This is a genomic window from Pseudomonas sp. TH41 (assembly GCF_016650695.1).
GTDB lineage: Bacteria > Pseudomonadota > Gammaproteobacteria > Pseudomonadales > Pseudomonadaceae > Aquipseudomonas.
Genome location: NZ_JAEKFH010000001.1, coordinates 259,135 through 274,733 on the forward strand (window position 1 = coordinate 259,135; position 15,599 = coordinate 274,733).

Annotated in this window: 13 protein-coding genes; 4 read left to right on the top strand and 9 right to left on the bottom strand. The window is 59.0% G+C overall.

What is annotated here, in order from left to right:
• Positions 1 to 14: 14 nt before the first annotated feature.
• Entirely contained in the window at positions 15 to 713 is a 699-nt protein-coding gene (locus JFU37_RS01210; RefSeq protein ID WP_201112048.1) for a CoA transferase subunit A, read from the bottom strand.
• A 135-nt stretch (positions 714 to 848) separates the two neighbouring features.
• On the opposite strand from JFU37_RS01210, the gene JFU37_RS01215 reads away from it, so the two are divergent.
• Complete coding sequence (locus tag JFU37_RS01215) at positions 849 to 1,763, top strand: LysR family transcriptional regulator (RefSeq protein ID WP_201112049.1); 915 nt, start codon at positions 849 to 851, stop codon at positions 1,761 to 1,763.
• A gap of 312 nt (positions 1,764 to 2,075) precedes the next feature.
• Entirely contained in the window at positions 2,076 to 4,058 is a 1,983-nt protein-coding gene (locus tag JFU37_RS01220; RefSeq protein ID WP_201112050.1) for a methyl-accepting chemotaxis protein, read from the top strand.
• 296 nt (positions 4,059 to 4,354) lie between these two features.
• On the opposite strand, the gene acnB is transcribed toward JFU37_RS01220, so the two are convergent.
• Complete coding sequence (gene acnB, locus JFU37_RS01225) at positions 4,355 to 6,955, bottom strand: bifunctional aconitate hydratase 2/2-methylisocitrate dehydratase (RefSeq protein WP_201112051.1); 2,601 nt, start codon at positions 6,953 to 6,955, stop codon at positions 4,355 to 4,357.
• A 611-nt stretch (positions 6,956 to 7,566) separates the two neighbouring features.
• Between acnB and sorA the strand changes: the two genes are divergently transcribed.
• Positions 7,567 to 8,808, top strand: coding sequence for a SorA family sulfite dehydrogenase catalytic subunit (gene sorA, locus JFU37_RS01230; RefSeq protein ID WP_201112052.1), 1,242 nt, complete (start codon positions 7,567 to 7,569; stop codon positions 8,806 to 8,808).
• Positions 8,809 to 8,818: 10 nt separating this feature from the next.
• Positions 8,819 to 9,466 (top strand): SorB family sulfite dehydrogenase c-type cytochrome subunit, encoded by a 648-nt coding sequence (gene sorB / locus JFU37_RS01235; RefSeq protein ID WP_201112053.1) that lies wholly within the window; start codon positions 8,819 to 8,821, stop codon positions 9,464 to 9,466.
• Positions 9,467 to 9,598: 132 nt separating this feature from the next.
• Here the strand turns inward: sorB and JFU37_RS01240 are convergent, their stop codons facing one another.
• The 7 genes from JFU37_RS01240 to JFU37_RS01270 form a co-directional block, all read right to left on the bottom strand.
• Entirely contained in the window at positions 9,599 to 9,958 is a 360-nt protein-coding gene (locus tag JFU37_RS01240) for a DUF6124 family protein (RefSeq protein WP_201112054.1), read from the bottom strand.
• Between the two features lie 560 nt (positions 9,959 to 10,518).
• Positions 10,519 to 11,256 (bottom strand): histidine utilization repressor, encoded by a 738-nt coding sequence (hutC, locus tag JFU37_RS01245; RefSeq protein ID WP_201112055.1) that lies wholly within the window; start codon positions 11,254 to 11,256, stop codon positions 10,519 to 10,521.
• Positions 11,256 to 12,392, bottom strand: coding sequence for a histidinol-phosphate transaminase (hisC, locus tag JFU37_RS01250; protein ID WP_201112056.1), 1,137 nt, complete (start codon positions 12,390 to 12,392; stop codon positions 11,256 to 11,258). The genes hutC and hisC overlap by 1 nt, the downstream gene beginning before the upstream one ends.
• Positions 12,389 to 13,189 carry an amino acid ABC transporter ATP-binding protein gene (locus tag JFU37_RS01255; RefSeq protein ID WP_201112636.1) on the bottom strand — a complete coding sequence of 267 codons (801 nt, stop codon included), beginning with the start codon at positions 13,187 to 13,189 and terminating at the stop codon, positions 12,389 to 12,391. The genes hisC and JFU37_RS01255 overlap by 4 nt, the downstream gene beginning before the upstream one ends.
• Positions 13,190 to 13,329: 140 nt before the next feature.
• Entirely contained in the window at positions 13,330 to 14,001 is a 672-nt protein-coding gene (locus JFU37_RS01260; protein WP_201112057.1) for an amino acid ABC transporter permease, read from the bottom strand.
• Positions 13,998 to 14,657 (bottom strand): amino acid ABC transporter permease, encoded by a 660-nt coding sequence (locus JFU37_RS01265; protein WP_090322620.1) that lies wholly within the window; start codon positions 14,655 to 14,657, stop codon positions 13,998 to 14,000. Before JFU37_RS01265 ends, JFU37_RS01260 begins: the two co-directional genes overlap by 4 nt.
• Before the next feature lie 75 nt (positions 14,658 to 14,732).
• Positions 14,733 to 15,569: a transporter substrate-binding domain-containing protein gene (locus JFU37_RS01270; RefSeq protein WP_201112058.1), complete on the bottom strand. Its 837-nt coding sequence runs from the start codon at positions 15,567 to 15,569 to the stop codon at positions 14,733 to 14,735.
• Positions 15,570 to 15,599: the final 30 nt, after the last annotated feature.

The window sequence follows — 15,599 nt, forward strand, 5'->3', positions numbered from 1 at the left end:
TCCGGGGCAGGGGATCACTTACGCACGGTGCGCTGTTCGATGCGCTTTTCGAACGTGCCGCAAATGACCCGGTCGACGTAGATGCCAGGGGTGTGGATCTGCGCCGGGTCCAGCTCGCCGGGTTCGACGATTTCTTCGACTTCGACCACGGTGATCTTGCCGGCGGTGGCGGCCAGCGGGTTGAAGTTCTGCGCGGTGTGGCGGTAGATGACGTTGCCGAAATGGTCGGCTTTCCAGCCTTTGACGATGGCGAAGTCGCCGGTGATGGATTCTTCCATCAGGTACTGGCGGCCATGGAATTCGCGGACTTCCTTGCCATCGGCCACCGGGGTACCGACGCCGGTGGCGGTGAAGAACGCCGGGATGCCGGCGCCGCCAGCGCGCATTTTCTCGGCCAGGGTGCCTTGGGGGGTCAGGACCACTTCGATTGCACCGCTCAGCAGTTGCTCTTCGAACAGCTTGTTCTCGCCGACGTAGGAGGCCACCACTTTGCTGATCTGCCGGTCTTCCAGCAGGACGCCGAGACCGAAGCCGTCGACGCCGCAGTTGTTGGAGACCACGGTGAGGTCGCGAGTGCCTTTGCGCTTGATCTCGGCGATCAGGTTTTCCGGAATCCCGCACAGGCCGAAGCCGCCGGCGATCACGGTCATGCCGTCTTCGAGACCGGCCAGAGCTTCTTCGTAAGAACTCACGCGCTTGTCGAAACCTGCCATATGCACCTCTTTTATTTTTTGTGGGCGGGGGTTAGCCGTTTGCAGCGAGTGTTACTCCGGGGCATTGATTTGTTAAGTTGATTTTTTCGGTTTATTAATAGATAAAATAAAATAATTAACCGGGAGACCACACCCATGACCGTCAAACAGATCCGTGCTTTCCTCGCTGTGGCCCAGAGTCTCAGTTTTGCCGTGGCCTGCGAACGCCTGCACTTATCACAGTCGGCCTTGAGCCTGACGATCAAGGCGCTGGAGGAAGGCCTCGGCGGGCGATTGTTCAGCCGCACCACGCGCAATGTGGCACTGACGCCGGAAGGTGAGGCACTGTTGCCCTTGGCCCGCCGGCTGATCGCGGACTGGGACAACGCCGAGGATGAGCTGCGGCAATTGTTCACCCTGCAACGTGGGCGCGTGACCCTGGCGGCCATACCGTCGTTTTCTTGCAACCTGTTGCCGCCGATCCTCAAGAACTTTCGCGTGCGCTACCCCAGGGTCAATGTCACGGTGAACGATGTGATCAACGAGCAAGTGCTGGAGATGGTCCGCGATCGCCAGGTGGAACTGGGTGTGGCTTTCGAGCCGACGTCAGGTTCATCGCTGACCTTTACCCCGCTGTATCTCGATCGCTTTGTCGCCGTGGTGCCCATTGATTCGGTGCTGGCCGGGCTCTCGATCATTGACTGGAAAACGCTGCTCGAGCAGCCGTTCATTACGCTGCAACGACCTTCCGCAGTGCGGGTGCTGCTTGAAGAGCATTTACAGGCGCGGCAAATGAAATTGCCGGTGGAGTTCGAAAGTCATCAACTGGCCACGGTCGGCCGCATGGTCGCCAGCGGGCTCGGTGTCAGCGTGGTACCGGCCCTGTGCGCCGAGCAAATGCGAGAACTCGGTGCCCATTGCATCACCTTGCATGAGCCGGTTGTGGAGCGGGCCATTGGTGTGCTGACCAAGCCTGGCCATGAGTTGTCGGCGGCGGCCCAGGCTATGTTTGACAGTTTGTATGGGGAGAGGCTTGGGGAACGGTTCAATGGTGCGTCAGGAGCTCGTTGAATCAGGGGGGATTGGGTTTGGGATTGCTCCGGGGGGCAGCAGATCTGAAGCCGAAGCAACATCAAGATCAAAAGATCGCAGCCTTCGGCAGCTCCTACAGAGCGTACGCATTCCCCTGTAGGAGCTGCCGAAGGCTGCGATCTTTTGATCTTGACGCACCGAACGAAAGGGGCAGGCCGATTTGCACCAATGAAGTGCGTATCGGTATAGTGGCACAACAATATCAGCTACAGAAATCTGCCAGCAGGGCTGCTGCATTCTCACCTTTGAGTGGTCCGTGCTGGTCGACGTATCGACCCTTCGAGAATGCTCATGCCTAATCGCTCGTTGCACTTCAAGTTGTTCTGGACATCCCTGATTGGCACTGTCGTGGTCATGGCGCTACTTCTCGGCTCCATCGCCTATATCGCTTATGGCTCGTCGGTCAAAGAAACATCCGCCCTGGTCGAAACGATCGTCAAGGCCAATGCCAAGGAAGTCGAAGTTGAACTCGGTACCGGTTTTACCGTTGCCCAGTCCCTGGCCAGTGTCGCCACGGCGATGCAACAACAGCACGTCGACCGCAAAACCGCCGATGCCTTGACCCGCCAATTGTTTGAGGCCAATCCAAAACTGTTGGGCCTTGGGCAATATTGGGAAGCGAACGCGTTCGATGGCAAAGACAGTGATTTTGTTAACCAGCCGAATCACGATGCCACGGGCCGTTACTTGACCTACTGGAACCGTGCCAGTGGCTCGGTGAAGTCTGAGCCATTGACCGGTTATGTCCCGGAAAACGCCGATAACCAGTATTACTATCAGCCGTTGCACACCCGTCAACCGTGGGCGTCCGAACCCTTTGCCTACAGCACGGGCAGCGGCCAGAAAGTCATGATGGTGTCCCTCATGGTGCCGCTGTTACAAGGTGGCAAAGCGTTGGGCGTAGCGGGTGTGGACATTCCGCTGGAAAGCATCAACCGCCAACTGGCGAAAATCGATGCCTATAAAGGCTATGGCGCGCTCGTTTCCAGCAATGGCTTGTACGCCAGCCACCCTGATGCCAAGCGCTTGAGCCAGCCGGCCGACGACTTATCGGACGCCGCCAAGGACGCGATCAAGGCGGGTAAGCCTTACAACTTCCAGCGCGATGGCTGGGGTTATGTGCTGCAACCGGTGCGTATTGGCGATGCGCCAAACACCTGGGCCTTGATGGTGGCCTACCCCCTCGCGGAAGCGATGGCGGGCATCAATCATTTTCTCTATATCGCCGTCGTCATTGGGCTGGTGGCGCTGCTGGTATTGTCCATTGTGCTCTGGCATTTGCTGGCGTGGCAGATTCGCCCACTGTCAGGTTTGACGGTTGGTATTCAAGCCTGGGGTGGCGAATTGGGGCTGCGTTTCGAACAACGCAGTGGCGATGAAACCGGAAAATTGGCCGGAGCGTTCAATCAGTTCATCCAGCGCCTGGGCGATCTGGTGGGCTCGATTCGCCACAGCAGTGCGGCGTTGACGCAAATATCCAGTCACTTGAGCGATACCACCCAGGCCGTCGCCGAACGGGCGACCTCGCAGCACACTGCCACCGAGGAAATGGCCAGTGGCGTCACGGCGTTGGCGCACTCGGTGACCGAGATGTCCCAACAAGCTGAAGACGTGGAGCAACTGGCGCGCAACACCGAGGTGTTGACCACCCACATTTCCGGCGACATGAGCCTGACCCTGGCGGGAATCACCCATATCGATCAGACCATGGACGTCGTCGCAGGCGCCGTGGGCGATCTGGAAAAACGCTCACAACAAATCGCGGGCATCATCGCGGTGATTCGTAGCATCGCCGATCAGACCAACCTGCTCGCCCTTAACGCGGCGATTGAAGCGGCACGGGCCGGGGAGCAGGGGCGAGGATTTGCCGTGGTGGCGGACGAAGTGCGGCAACTGGCGGAGCGCACCAGTCGTTCGACCGGGGAAATCGGCGAGATGATTGGTGCCATCGGCTCCGATGTGCGCAACACCGTGGCCAACGTTCAGCAAGTCGGCGAAGCCGTGCGCCAAGGCGTCGTGCAACTGACGACTTCGGCGCAAGGCGTCGATCAAATCCGCCAACACGCCCAGGACATTCTCACGCGCATCAGCGAAGTGGCGCGCCAGACGCAAAGTCAGGCCGCAACGGGTGAACAACTGTCCGTCGCTATCCAGGGTGTCAGCCGCATCTCCGAGCAGAACGATCACGCGATCCGCAGTTTGCTCGATCAGTCGCTGCAATTGCGCGACCAGGCTGGCTCGTTGAACCAGCAGTTGACTCAATTCAGGGATTGAGAGGCGGGATGCGCTGTTGCCGGGGCAGGAGCTGGGGCAGGTGATTCTCAGTGGTTTGAGTTTCGACGGTGCGGTGCAGCAAGCACTTAAGTCTTCCGGGGATGCTTGCACTTAACCTGTAGGAGCGAGCTTGCTCGCGATGGTCGTCAACGATGACGCGAGTAGCCTGAATAACCGCGTTGTTCTGAAGTTTTTCGCGAGCAGGCTCGCTCCCACAGGGGATATATTCAATTCAGGGATATAAAAAAAACGCCGCCCCTCGCAAAAGGGGCGGCGTTTTTTATCGCGTCGTAACGTTAGGCTTGAACGACCGGAATATTGGCGTTCGCAGCGGCTTCACGGAACTCGGCGATCTGGTCGAAGGACAGGTAGCGGTAAACATCGGCCGCCATGCTGTCGATCTTGCCCGCGTATTCCATGTACTCCTCGACGGTCGGCAGGCGACCCAGGATGGAAGCAACAGACGCCAGCTCGGCCGAGGCCAGGTAGACGTTAGCGCCGTCACCCAGACGGTTCGGGAAGTTACGGGTCGACGTCGACACCACGGTGGAGTTTGGCTCTACACGGGCCTGGTTACCCATGCACAGCGAGCAGCCTGGCATTTCCATGCGTGCGCCAGCCTTGCCGTAGATGCCGTAGTAGCCTTCTTCGGTCAACTGGTGAGCATCCATCTTGGTCGGCGGCGACAGCCACAGACGGGTTGGCAGCTGACCCTTGACCTGTTCCAGCAACTTGCCGGCCGCGCGGAAGTGACCGATGTTGGTCATGCACGAACCGATGAACACTTCGTCGATCTTCTCGCCAGCAACGCTGGACAGCAGACGGGCGTCGTCCGGATCGTTTGGCGCGCAGAGCACAGGCTCCTTGATGTCGGCCAGGTCGATTTCGATGATTTCGGCGTATTCGGCGTCAGCATCGGCCACCATCAACTCAGGGTTGGCGATCCAGGCTTCCATTGCTTGAGCACGACGTTCCAGGGTGCGCGCATCGCCGTAGCCTTCGCCGATCATCCAGCGCAGCAGGGTGATGTTGGAGCTCAGGTACTCGGTGATCGACTCTTTCGACAGCTTGATGGTGCAACCGGCAGCCGAACGTTCGGCCGAGGCGTCGGACAGCTCGAAAGCCTGTTCGATGCTCAGGTTGTCCAGGCCTTCGATTTCCAGGATGCGGCCGGAGAAGGCGTTCTTCTTGCCTTTCTTCTCGACGGTCAGCAGGCCGTTCTTGATGCCGTAGTAAGGGATGGCATGCACCAGGTCGCGCAGGGTGACGCCCGGTTGCATTTTGCCTTTGAAGCGCACCAGGATCGACTCCGGCATGTCCAGCGGCATGACGCCGGTGGCGGCAGCGAAGGCGACCAGACCGGAACCGGCCGGGAACGAAATGCCCATCGGGAAACGGGTGTGGGAGTCACCACCAGTACCGACGGTGTCCGGCAGCAGCATGCGGTTCAGCCAGCTGTGGATGATGCCGTCGCCGGGCTTGAGCGAAACCCCGCCTCGGTTGCGCATGAAGTCGGGCAGGGTGTGGTGGGTGGTCACGTCCACGGGTTTGGGGTAAGCCGCGGTGTGGCAGAACGACTGCATCACCAGATCGGCGGAGAAGCCCAGGCACGCCAGGTCTTTCAGTTCGTCACGGGTCATCGGGCCGGTGGTGTCCTGGGAACCGACGGTGGTCATCTTCGGTTCGCAGTAAGTACCCGGACGAACGCCCGCTACGCCGCAGGCCTTGCCGACCATTTTCTGCGCCAGGGTGAAGCCCTTGCCGGTGTCGACAGGCTGGTCGGGTTTCTGGAACAGCTCGGACGCTGGCAGGCCCAGCTCGGTACGCGCCTTCTCGGTCAGGCCACGGCCGATGATCAGTGGGATACGACCGCCAGCACGGACTTCGTCCAACAGCACTGGGGTCTTCATTTCGAAGGTGGTCAGGACTTCGTCGGTACCGTGTTTGCAGACTTTACCGGCATGTGGGTACAGGTCGATCACGTCGCCCATGTTCAGGCTCGATACATCGAACTCGATCGGCAGGGCGCCGGCATCTTCCATGGTGTTGTAGAAGATCGGCGCGATCTTGCCACCGAAGCAGAAGCCGCCGGCGCGCTTGTTCGGCACGTAAGGAATGTCGTCACCGAAGAACCACAGCACCGAGTTAGTCGCCGATTTGCGCGAAGAACCGGTGCCGACCACGTCACCGACATAGGCCACCGGGAAGCCCTTGGCTTTCACCGCTTCGATTTGCTTGAGTGGGCCGATGACGCCCGGTTGCTCAGGCACGATGCCGTCACGGGCCATTTTCAGCATGGCCAGGGCATGCAGCGGGATGTCTGGACGGGACCAGGCGTCCGGGGCAGGGGACAGGTCATCGGTGTTGGTCTCACCCGCAACCTTGAACACGGTCAGGGTGTACTTGTCGGCGATTGCCGGTTTGCTGGTGAACCACTCGGCATCAGCCCATGACTGCACGACAGCCTTGGCGTAGACATTGCCCGCCTTGGCTTTCTCGGCCACATCGTGGAACGCATCGAACATCAGCAGGGTGTGCTTGAGCTGTTCGGCGGCAATGCTGGCCAGCTCGGCGTCGTCCAGCAGGTTAACCAGGGTGACGATGTTGTAACCGCCCAACATGGTGCCCAGCAGCTCGACGGCGCGCTTTTTGTCGATCAGCGGGGTCGTGGCTTCCCCTGTGCACACGGCAGAAAGGAAGCCGGCCTTGACGTAAGCGGCTTCGTCCACACCCGACGGAACGCGGTGGGTGAACAGGTCGACGAGTAAGGCCTCTTCGCCAGCCGGGGGATTTTTCAGCAGTTCGACCAGGCCTGCAGTTTGTTCGGCGTTAAGCGCGAGTGGCGGCAGGCCTTCCTCGGCGCGTGCATGGACGTGTCGGGCATAAGCTTTTAGCACGGAGGGATCTCCTGTCATTTGCGCACTTCGCTAAGTGCGCCGGGGTGAGATGAATCGCTGGAGCGGTGTTATGAGAAAAAAGTAGGCGCCGCTCTGTTCGGCCGTGGAGGGTGACCACCCGCACGGTCGAAAAGTGAATCGGCTCCTACGAAAGCGGTTCTGGCGTCCTGTGTCGATTGATTGTCGACACATTGACGTTGTTTGCGTGGAATCTAATGGTATCCATCGCCTTTATCAATACTATTGTTGACACTTTTTTGGGGCTGATCTGCTACTCTTTGCGAGTAGCAATGTCCTCAGTGTTTTGGGAGCGGTGAGGAAGGCGGTGTGTCGTTTGCCATGAAATGGAAAGTCGCTGTCGTCTGATGAGACGCTTTGAAGGCATTGTTTTAATGACGGGCTAGCGATAACGCACGTGCAGCAGTCGCTGGCATCAAATGCTAAGTAATTGACGCTTAATGAAAAGCAGCCGACTTACGCATCACGATACTGGTTTGCTCATTGACGTCGAACCGTTAAGCGAAACCCCTGACAGATTAAGCCCAATGCCTCTCTGCCCTGACGGGAGGTTGTCCGTTGCATCTCAATAAAACAAACATAGAGAGTGCAGAATGAAGTTCAGTTTTGTAGATAACAGCAAGCCGAGCCGTCGGCGTGTTCTACGCGATGCCTTCACCCTGGCCTTGGCGTCCTCTCCGTTGGCAAGCCTCGCCAGGGCGGCCGACGAAAATGCCGAAGACGTGACTTTTGCTGCTGGCCCGCGGCCGCTGGTGCAATACCCGCAAAAACGACCATTGACCCTGGTGACCACTCGCCCACCGCATCTGGAGACGCCATTCTCTGTCTTCAATCAAGGGCCTATCACGCCCAATGACGCCTTTTTCGTGCGTTACCACCTGGCCAATTTCCCGACCAGCATCGATCCGGACAACTACCGTTTGACGATCAAGGGCTCGGTCAACACCCCGCTGTCATTGTCCCTTGCAGAACTCAAGACCCTCGCCGAACCGGTAGAGGTGGTGGCCGTCAATCAGTGTTCGGGTAATAGCCGTGGTTTTTCGATGCCGCGGGTGTTCGGCGCTCAGTTGGGCAATGGATCAATGGGCAATGCCCGTTGGGTGGGGGTACCGCTCAAGGCAGTATTGGAAAAGGCGGGGGTGAAGGCCGACGCCAGACAAGTGACATTCCGTGGGCTCGATAAGCCGGTGCTGCCGACCACGCCGGAGTTCATCAAGGCCCTGGATATCAGCCATGCCATGGATGGCGAGCCGATGATCGCCTGGTCGATGAACGGTGCCGATTTGCCATTCCTCAACGGTTACCCGATACGTCTGGTGGTGCCAGGCTATTTCGGCACGTATTGGGTCAAGCACCTGAGTGAGATCGAAGTCGTCGACCACACCTATGACGGTTTCTTCATGGCTAAAGGCTACCGGGTTCCGGACAACGATTGTTTCTGCATCGCCCCTGGCACCACTGCCGCGCAGACTCAGCCGATTTCCAAGTTGCCGGTGCGCAGCTTCATCACCAGCCTTAAACACGGTGATGTATTGCCGCTGAAAAAAAGCGTGGTGCTCAAGGGCATAGCGTTCGACGGCGGCGCAGGGGTCAACAAGGTGGACATTTCGATCGACGGCGGTAAAACCTGGCGCGAAGCCAGGCTGGGGCAGGATCTGGGCCGTTTCTCCTTCCGTGAGTGGACGCTGGCCATCACCTTTACCAGCAAGGGTGCTACGCAGTTGATGGTGCGAGCCAGTAACAGTGCGGGCGAGACGCAACCGCTGCAAGCCGACTGGAACCCCGGTGGCTACCGCCGCCACGTCGTAGAAACCAGCCACGTGATCGTTGCCTGAGGAGGGCCGCATGACACTCATGAAATTCATGACCACCGTGCTGTGCACGGCTCAGGTTTGCTTGGCCGGCATGGTTAGCGCAGCGCCCCTATCGATCACGTTGCCGCCCGAAACGGCTGTGTTCAAACCCAGTGCGCTGCCTGGCTACCCATTGGCTCAGCAGAAGTGTTCCACCTGCCATTCTGCCGATTACATCAACTTCCAGCCCCCTGGCATGAGCCTGGTGCAGTGGACTGGCGAGGCGAGCAAGATGCAGCACGTGTACGGTGCTCCGATCAACGATCAGGACGTGAACATTATCGGCGCCTACCTGGCGGCGACCTACGGCAGTGCCCATGCCAGCGATGCCGATGTGCAGGCTGCCTCGAACCCGGCGGCGGGCCAGCCCCCGGCAGCGCCGGTAGCAAAAGTCGACGCCATGACCTTGCTCCAGAACAACGGCTGCCTGTCCTGCCACGCGATCGATCATAAGGTGGTAGGCCCGGCCTATCACGAGGTGGCTGCCAAGTATGGAAATGATCCGCAGGCACTGACCAGGGTAACGTCCAGTATTCAGAGCGGCGGGACCGGTAAATGGGGGGAAATCCCAATGCCGCCTTACGCGCAATTAAGCCCGGATGACCTGCAAACCCTGGCGACTTTTATCCTGCATCAGTAAGCCGTCTTTCACTCGCTTAAAAGCAGTCGCAAAACCGGTGCCTTGCGTTTCCCGGTTTTGCGACTGCTGCGCAGCCGAACGGGGCGGTGCGGCATTCCGACAAGCCCCTTCGCCACAAAGGCAGAGTGACGACTAAGGTGGGTCGAGTTGGTCCAGCGCTCGGTTCACCGCGAGCTCACCCAGCATGATGACTTGCGCAATGCCCAACAGGGTGTTGCGACCTGGTCCCTCGGTATGGTCCGCCAAATCCATGGTCATGACATTGGCTGATGCCAGTGACTCGCATGCGTGGGCCAGCAGGGTTTCGATACTGAGTTCCGGGTTGACGATGAACATGGAGTCGGGCGTGCGGGGAGTCGCTTTAATGTCGGCGGCAGAGGGGAAATGGAAATCGAGGGCGCGCTCGGCAGCGTCGTTGAGTTTGTTTGAACCGAGGCCTTCGTACGGCGATGCCGGATCGGTGTCCGGCGGATTGGGTGTAACTTTGAACATAAATCAAACTCCTGATACGAGTTTATTTTAAGAAGAGCCATCACACTCGCTACCAAACGAAGGGTGGCGGCCATACGCGGGTTGGTAGACCGGTCGTATCAGAACCCGGCGCCCTCGAAAGGGCCCCGCGCATGGCCACCATAATAGGTGACGCCATGCGCCATGATACGAAACCGGGCTACCAAACCCGATCACTGATGTTCAGCGACAGGGAAACAGTAGAGGTCGGGGTCAAGGCGCACAAGCCGGCGGATTCTGTCTTAACCGTAGGCAATGACGCAAGGTGTTGTAGCTCTCAGGAGGTAACACAGAGCGTCATTAAACAAGCGCGTTAAACGGGTAATGCCTGTCCGCGATCTGTAGCAGCTGGCGAAGCCTGCGTTCGGCTGCGCAGCAGTCGTAAAACCTGTGCACGAGGTCTTCCTGAAACACCGCATCGCCTGATTTCACGACGGCTGCGCCGCCGAACGCAGGCTTCGCCAGCTGCTACAGGACGCGTGTTTCGCGTGAGATTTTCTTAGACTGGCATTACGTTAAACGGGTGAATTTTTCGGCGAGCCTCAGCTGTCTCTGTGCGCGCCATTCACCGGCAGGCGACTGCCCAGGCGATAGCGTGAGGAGGGATGGATCAGGCGGACATAGGTGACGATTTTGCCCTGGCTCCAGGTCCGGCGCATGAGGACCAGGCAGGGTTCATTGGCATCGATTTGCATGTGTTTGCTTTCATCGCTGCTGGGGTGGCTGGCTTCGACGATATGTTCCATTTCATCGGGCCTGATGACCTGCAACAGGTACCTGGCCGATTGCAGGTGCTCGCCAAAATCTTGCTGCAGAAATTCCGGCACCAGTTCGGGATTGACGTAACGATCCTCCAGCTGCACCGGTACGCCTTCTTCGCAATGCACACAGACCAGATGAAAAACCGAAGAGCCGGTGGCCAGCGACAGGGCGGAGGCTACCGGCATTGAGGCCGCCTCGCGTCCCAGGTGCAGGACGCGGCAGGTGTAACTGTGACCCCGAGCGAGGATTTCGTCGGCAATGTTGGTGATTCGCAGCAGGTTCGATTGTGGTTTGCTTTCGGCCACGAAGGTACCTACGCCCGAGATCCGCACCAAATGGCCTTCTTCGGTAAGCTCGCGCAATGCCCGGTTGACGGTCATGCGCGACATGCCCAGTTCCTGCACCAAACGGTTCTCTGAAGGGATCAGGTCGCCGGGTTTCCAAACGCCCGCGCGAAGCTGGCCTTGCACAAAATCCTTCGCGCGCCGATAGAGCGCTTGCGGTGCATTTTTAATCATTAGTCGGTCCGTGTCTCTTGTACGGCAAGGACGCTTGCCAGGGCTTGGAGGAAAAGGTCGTTATCGTCACAGCTTCCGATGGATACCCGCAAGTGCCGAGCGTATCCGGCTTCGCGCCAGGGCTTGATGATCACCCCCTCACGTAGCAGTGCCTGATTGATAATTTCGGCAGGATAAGGGGTGCTGAAGTACAGGAAATTGGTCATGGAGGGTGCGGTCCGGATGCCTTGTTCCTGCAGCGCGACCACCAGCCGCCGGCGTTCGCTGGCGACATGGGACAGGCAGGCTTGCAGATGTTCATCGTCGGCCAGCGCCGCAACCGCCGCGGCCTGGGCCACGCGGTTAACGTTGAAGGGTGTGCGCAGACGGTTGATCAGATCGGCCAGCAGCGGATCGCTGACGATACCGTAGCCAACGCGCAAACCCGCCAGGGAATAAGCCTTGGAGAAGGTTCGCAGCAGGACAAACGGTTTGCCGCAGGCCTGAATCAAGCCCAGGCAATCCGGATAGTCGGCCTCCTGTCGGGCGTATTCATAATAGGCCTCATCGAACACCAGCAAACATTGCGCGGGCAATGCGTCGAGCACCTGCTGCAACTCGTCGGCGCTCAGGGTGCAGCCCACCGGATTGGACGGGCAGGAAAACATCAGCAGGCGCGTGTGTGGCGTGAGTGCGGCGACCATCGCCGCCACGTCGAAGGTGCCTTCGGCGGTCATGGGTACGCCTACCACCCGGGCACCGGCTGCCATGGGGTAGATAAAGTGCAAGCCGAAGGACGGCACCACGGTGACGACTTCATCGTCGTGGTCCAAAAACACCCGGCTGATGACGCTCAGCAAATCTTCCGAGCCATTGCCGAACACCAAGTGATCTTCCGGTACGTCGAGTTTTTTCGACAGTGCGGCGCGTAATGCCTGGCAACCGGCATCGGGGTACAGCGCAATTTCACTGCAAGCCCGGGCCATTGCGGCGGTAACGGCGGGTGCCGGGCCCATCGGGTTTTCATTGCTGCCCAGTTTGGCCACGCGGGTCAGACCGAAGCGCTTGCGCACCGCATCCGAACCGAGGCCGGCGTTGTAGCTGGCCAGGTCACGTACTTCGGCTCGGGCTAACAGATTCAGATCGTTGGCATTCATACAGGGCTGACCTCTTTGGTGTCTTGCCAGAAGGCATTGCGATCCAGGTAGTTCTGCAAGAATTGCTGCAGGCGCGGCTGTTCGGCGTTGTGAAAGATTTCGTGGGGCGTGCCTTGAGCGACCACCTGACCCTGATCGAGAAACACCACCGAATCGGCAACCTGGGCGGCGAAGCCCATTTCATGGGTGACCACCACCATGGTCATGCCTTCCTTGGCCAGGGTTTTCATGACCTGCAGCACTTCGCCGACGAGTTCCGGGTCGAGGGCAGAAGTGGGTTCGTCGAACAGCATGATGTGCGGTTCCATTGCCAGCGCTCGGGCGATCGCCACGCGCTGTTGCTGACCACCCGACAGCTGCGCCGGATAGGCCGCGCCCTTGTGAGCCAACCCGACTTTATCGAGCATCGCCATGGCCCGTTGACGAGCGTCATCGGCAGACAGCTTGCGCACGCGCAGCAAGGCTTCACTCACATTGCCGAGGGCGGTCATGTGCGGCCACAGGTTGAACTGCTGGAAGACCATGCCGACATTGCGCCGCACCAGATTGATTTGCGACTGCGCCGCGCGCTTGCGGCCCTTGCCGTTTTCCGGCACCCAGCCAAGTAACTGGCCTTCGATATAAATCTCACCCTCGTCGTATTCCTCAAGGAACGCCATGCTGCGCAGCAGGGTGCTTTTGCCTGAGCCGGAGGGGCCAATCAGGCACACCACTTCAGAATGCCGGACCTGCAAATCGATACCCTTGAGTACACGCAGGTTGCCGAAGCTCTTGCCGACGTTGTGCAGTTTCAGCATCGGCTCGCTGTTGTCGGAGAGTGGCTTGGAAGTCTTCATCGCTTCACCTGATTGTTTCAATACGGATGAGTGTGGCGGGGCTGTTGGCGTCGAAGGGACTGACTTCGCGCGCAGGTCCACGGCGGCAGAATGGAGGCCTTTCATCGCGGCTGCTTCTGCATGAAACGCCCGACGCGCACTTCCAGCAACATGCCCAACCGTGAGCAGGCTTCCACCAGCAGCAGGTAGCCGATGCACAGCACCAGCAGGGTTTCCACGAAGGCGAAGGTTTCCGAGCCAATGCCGGTCAGGACCATGGTCAGTTCAGGGATGGTGATGATCGACAACACGGCGGTTTCCTTACACAGGATGGTGACCAGATTGACCAGCGCCGGCAGGATGATCACCAGCATTTGCGGAATCTGAATGCGCACGATGCATTGCAGGCGGCTGATGCCCAGGCAGTCGGCGGCTTCCAGTTGTCCTCGGGCGACGGACTCAAAACCGGTACGGAAAATTTCCGCGAAATAGACGCTGCCATAAATGCCCAAGCCGAGAATACCGGCCGGAATGGGGTCCAGGCTCAACCCAAAAGACGGGCCGCCGTAATACACCAGGAACAACTGGACCAGAAACGGCGTACTTCGAATCATCTCGATGAACGCCCGCAACGGCGCGCGCACCAGACTGTTGCCGAACAGTTGCGCAACGGCGATCAACAGGCCCAACAGTAGACCCAGCGTGACCCCGGCGGACCAGGTACCGAGGGTGACCATGAAGCCTTGGCCGATATCTGCCAGGTGATCGGTGATGATCGTGGGGTCAAAGATCATGCGGTGCGCTCCTTCAGATGGCGTTCCAGCAGGCCGCCGAAGAACGCCAGCGGGATGTTGATCAGGCAATAGAAGCCCGCCAGCATCAGGTAGTCCTGAACGAACATGTAGTCACTGGCCGCGATGTTCTGCGCCGTGCGGGTCAGGTCGGCCAGCCCCACCACTGAGACCAGCGACGACGCCTTGATCAGCAGGATCATTTCATTGACCAGTGCCGGCAGGGTCAGGCGCACGGCTTGAGGGACACGAATGCGCACCAGCATTTGTCCTGAGCTCAGGCCCAGCAGGCCGGCGGCTTCCAGTTGGCCGCCGGGAATGGCGAGAAAGCCACCGCGCATGATTTCAGCGATATAGGCGCCTGCCGCCAGCGACAGGCCAATGACCGCCGCCACCATGGGCGACACGTTGGGCAGGCCGATACGCGGCAGGAAGTAATAGATGAACAGCAATTGCACCAGCAGTGGAATGCCGCGGAACACGAATATATAGGCGCCACCCAGACGTCTGAGCAATGGCAGGGGCGACAGACGCAGGCTGCCGACGATTACACCGATGACAAAGCCAATGGCCAGTGCCGCGACGGAAATCTCCAGGGTCACCAGCAGACTGTCGAGCAGCAGGGGCAGGTTTTGTAGTAGTAAAGGCCAATCGAACATCGTCGTGCCTCCAGCATGGATAAATCACCGGCTCGGCTGAGCCGGCGATCCGTTCATCGAACCCGCAAGCCTGGTTTACCAGGTAGGGTCGAAGTCAGCTTTTGGCACGTCCATTTCGGCCCCCAGCCATTTCTTTTGCAGGGCGGCGAGACGACCGTCTTCGTGCATTTTCAGCATCGCGGAATCGAGGGCGGCGATCAGGCTGTTGGCGTCGTCATCCTTGCGCCCCAGGTAGGCGAAGTAGGACTTTTTGCCGAACGGAGGCATCACCACTTTGTACTTGTCTGGGTGCTGGGCGGCCACATAGGAAATGTTCGGCAAGGAGTTAGCGACCGCAACGATGCGTTTGGTACCCAGCTCGGCGTAGGCCTGGTTGTTATCGATGTATTCACGCACATCGACTTTTTTCGGCAGGGTGGCGGCGAAGGTTTTCAGCTCTTCGAGCTGCGCCGAGCCTTTGCCTGCGCCCACGGCCTGGCCGGCGATGTCTTCAGGTTTATTGATGGGGCTATCCTTGGCGCTGACCAGCAACGCTACCGTCGCCTCGGCGATCGGCATCACGAAGTGGTAACGCTCCTTACGCGCCTTGGTGACGATGATAGGACCTGCAACCACGTCGAATTTCTTCGCTTCCAGCCCCGGCAATACGCTTGGCCATGGCAGGTCCATGAACCTGACCTTGACCCCCAACTCTTTGCCCAACTGCTCGAACAGCTCCGAGTTCAAGCCTTTCTGTTTTCCGTTCTCGGTGAAGTCGAAAGGCGCAAATTGCAGTTCGGTGCCCACCACCAGTTCACCGGCCTTTTTCACATCGGCAAGTTGATCAGCCTGGGCGGCCATACAGGCGCCAGCCAGGGCCAAAGCGATACACAGGCCATTGAATTTTTTACTGAACAGAGAATCGAGTTGCATGGTGTAACTCCTTCATCAGATGCAGTGAGG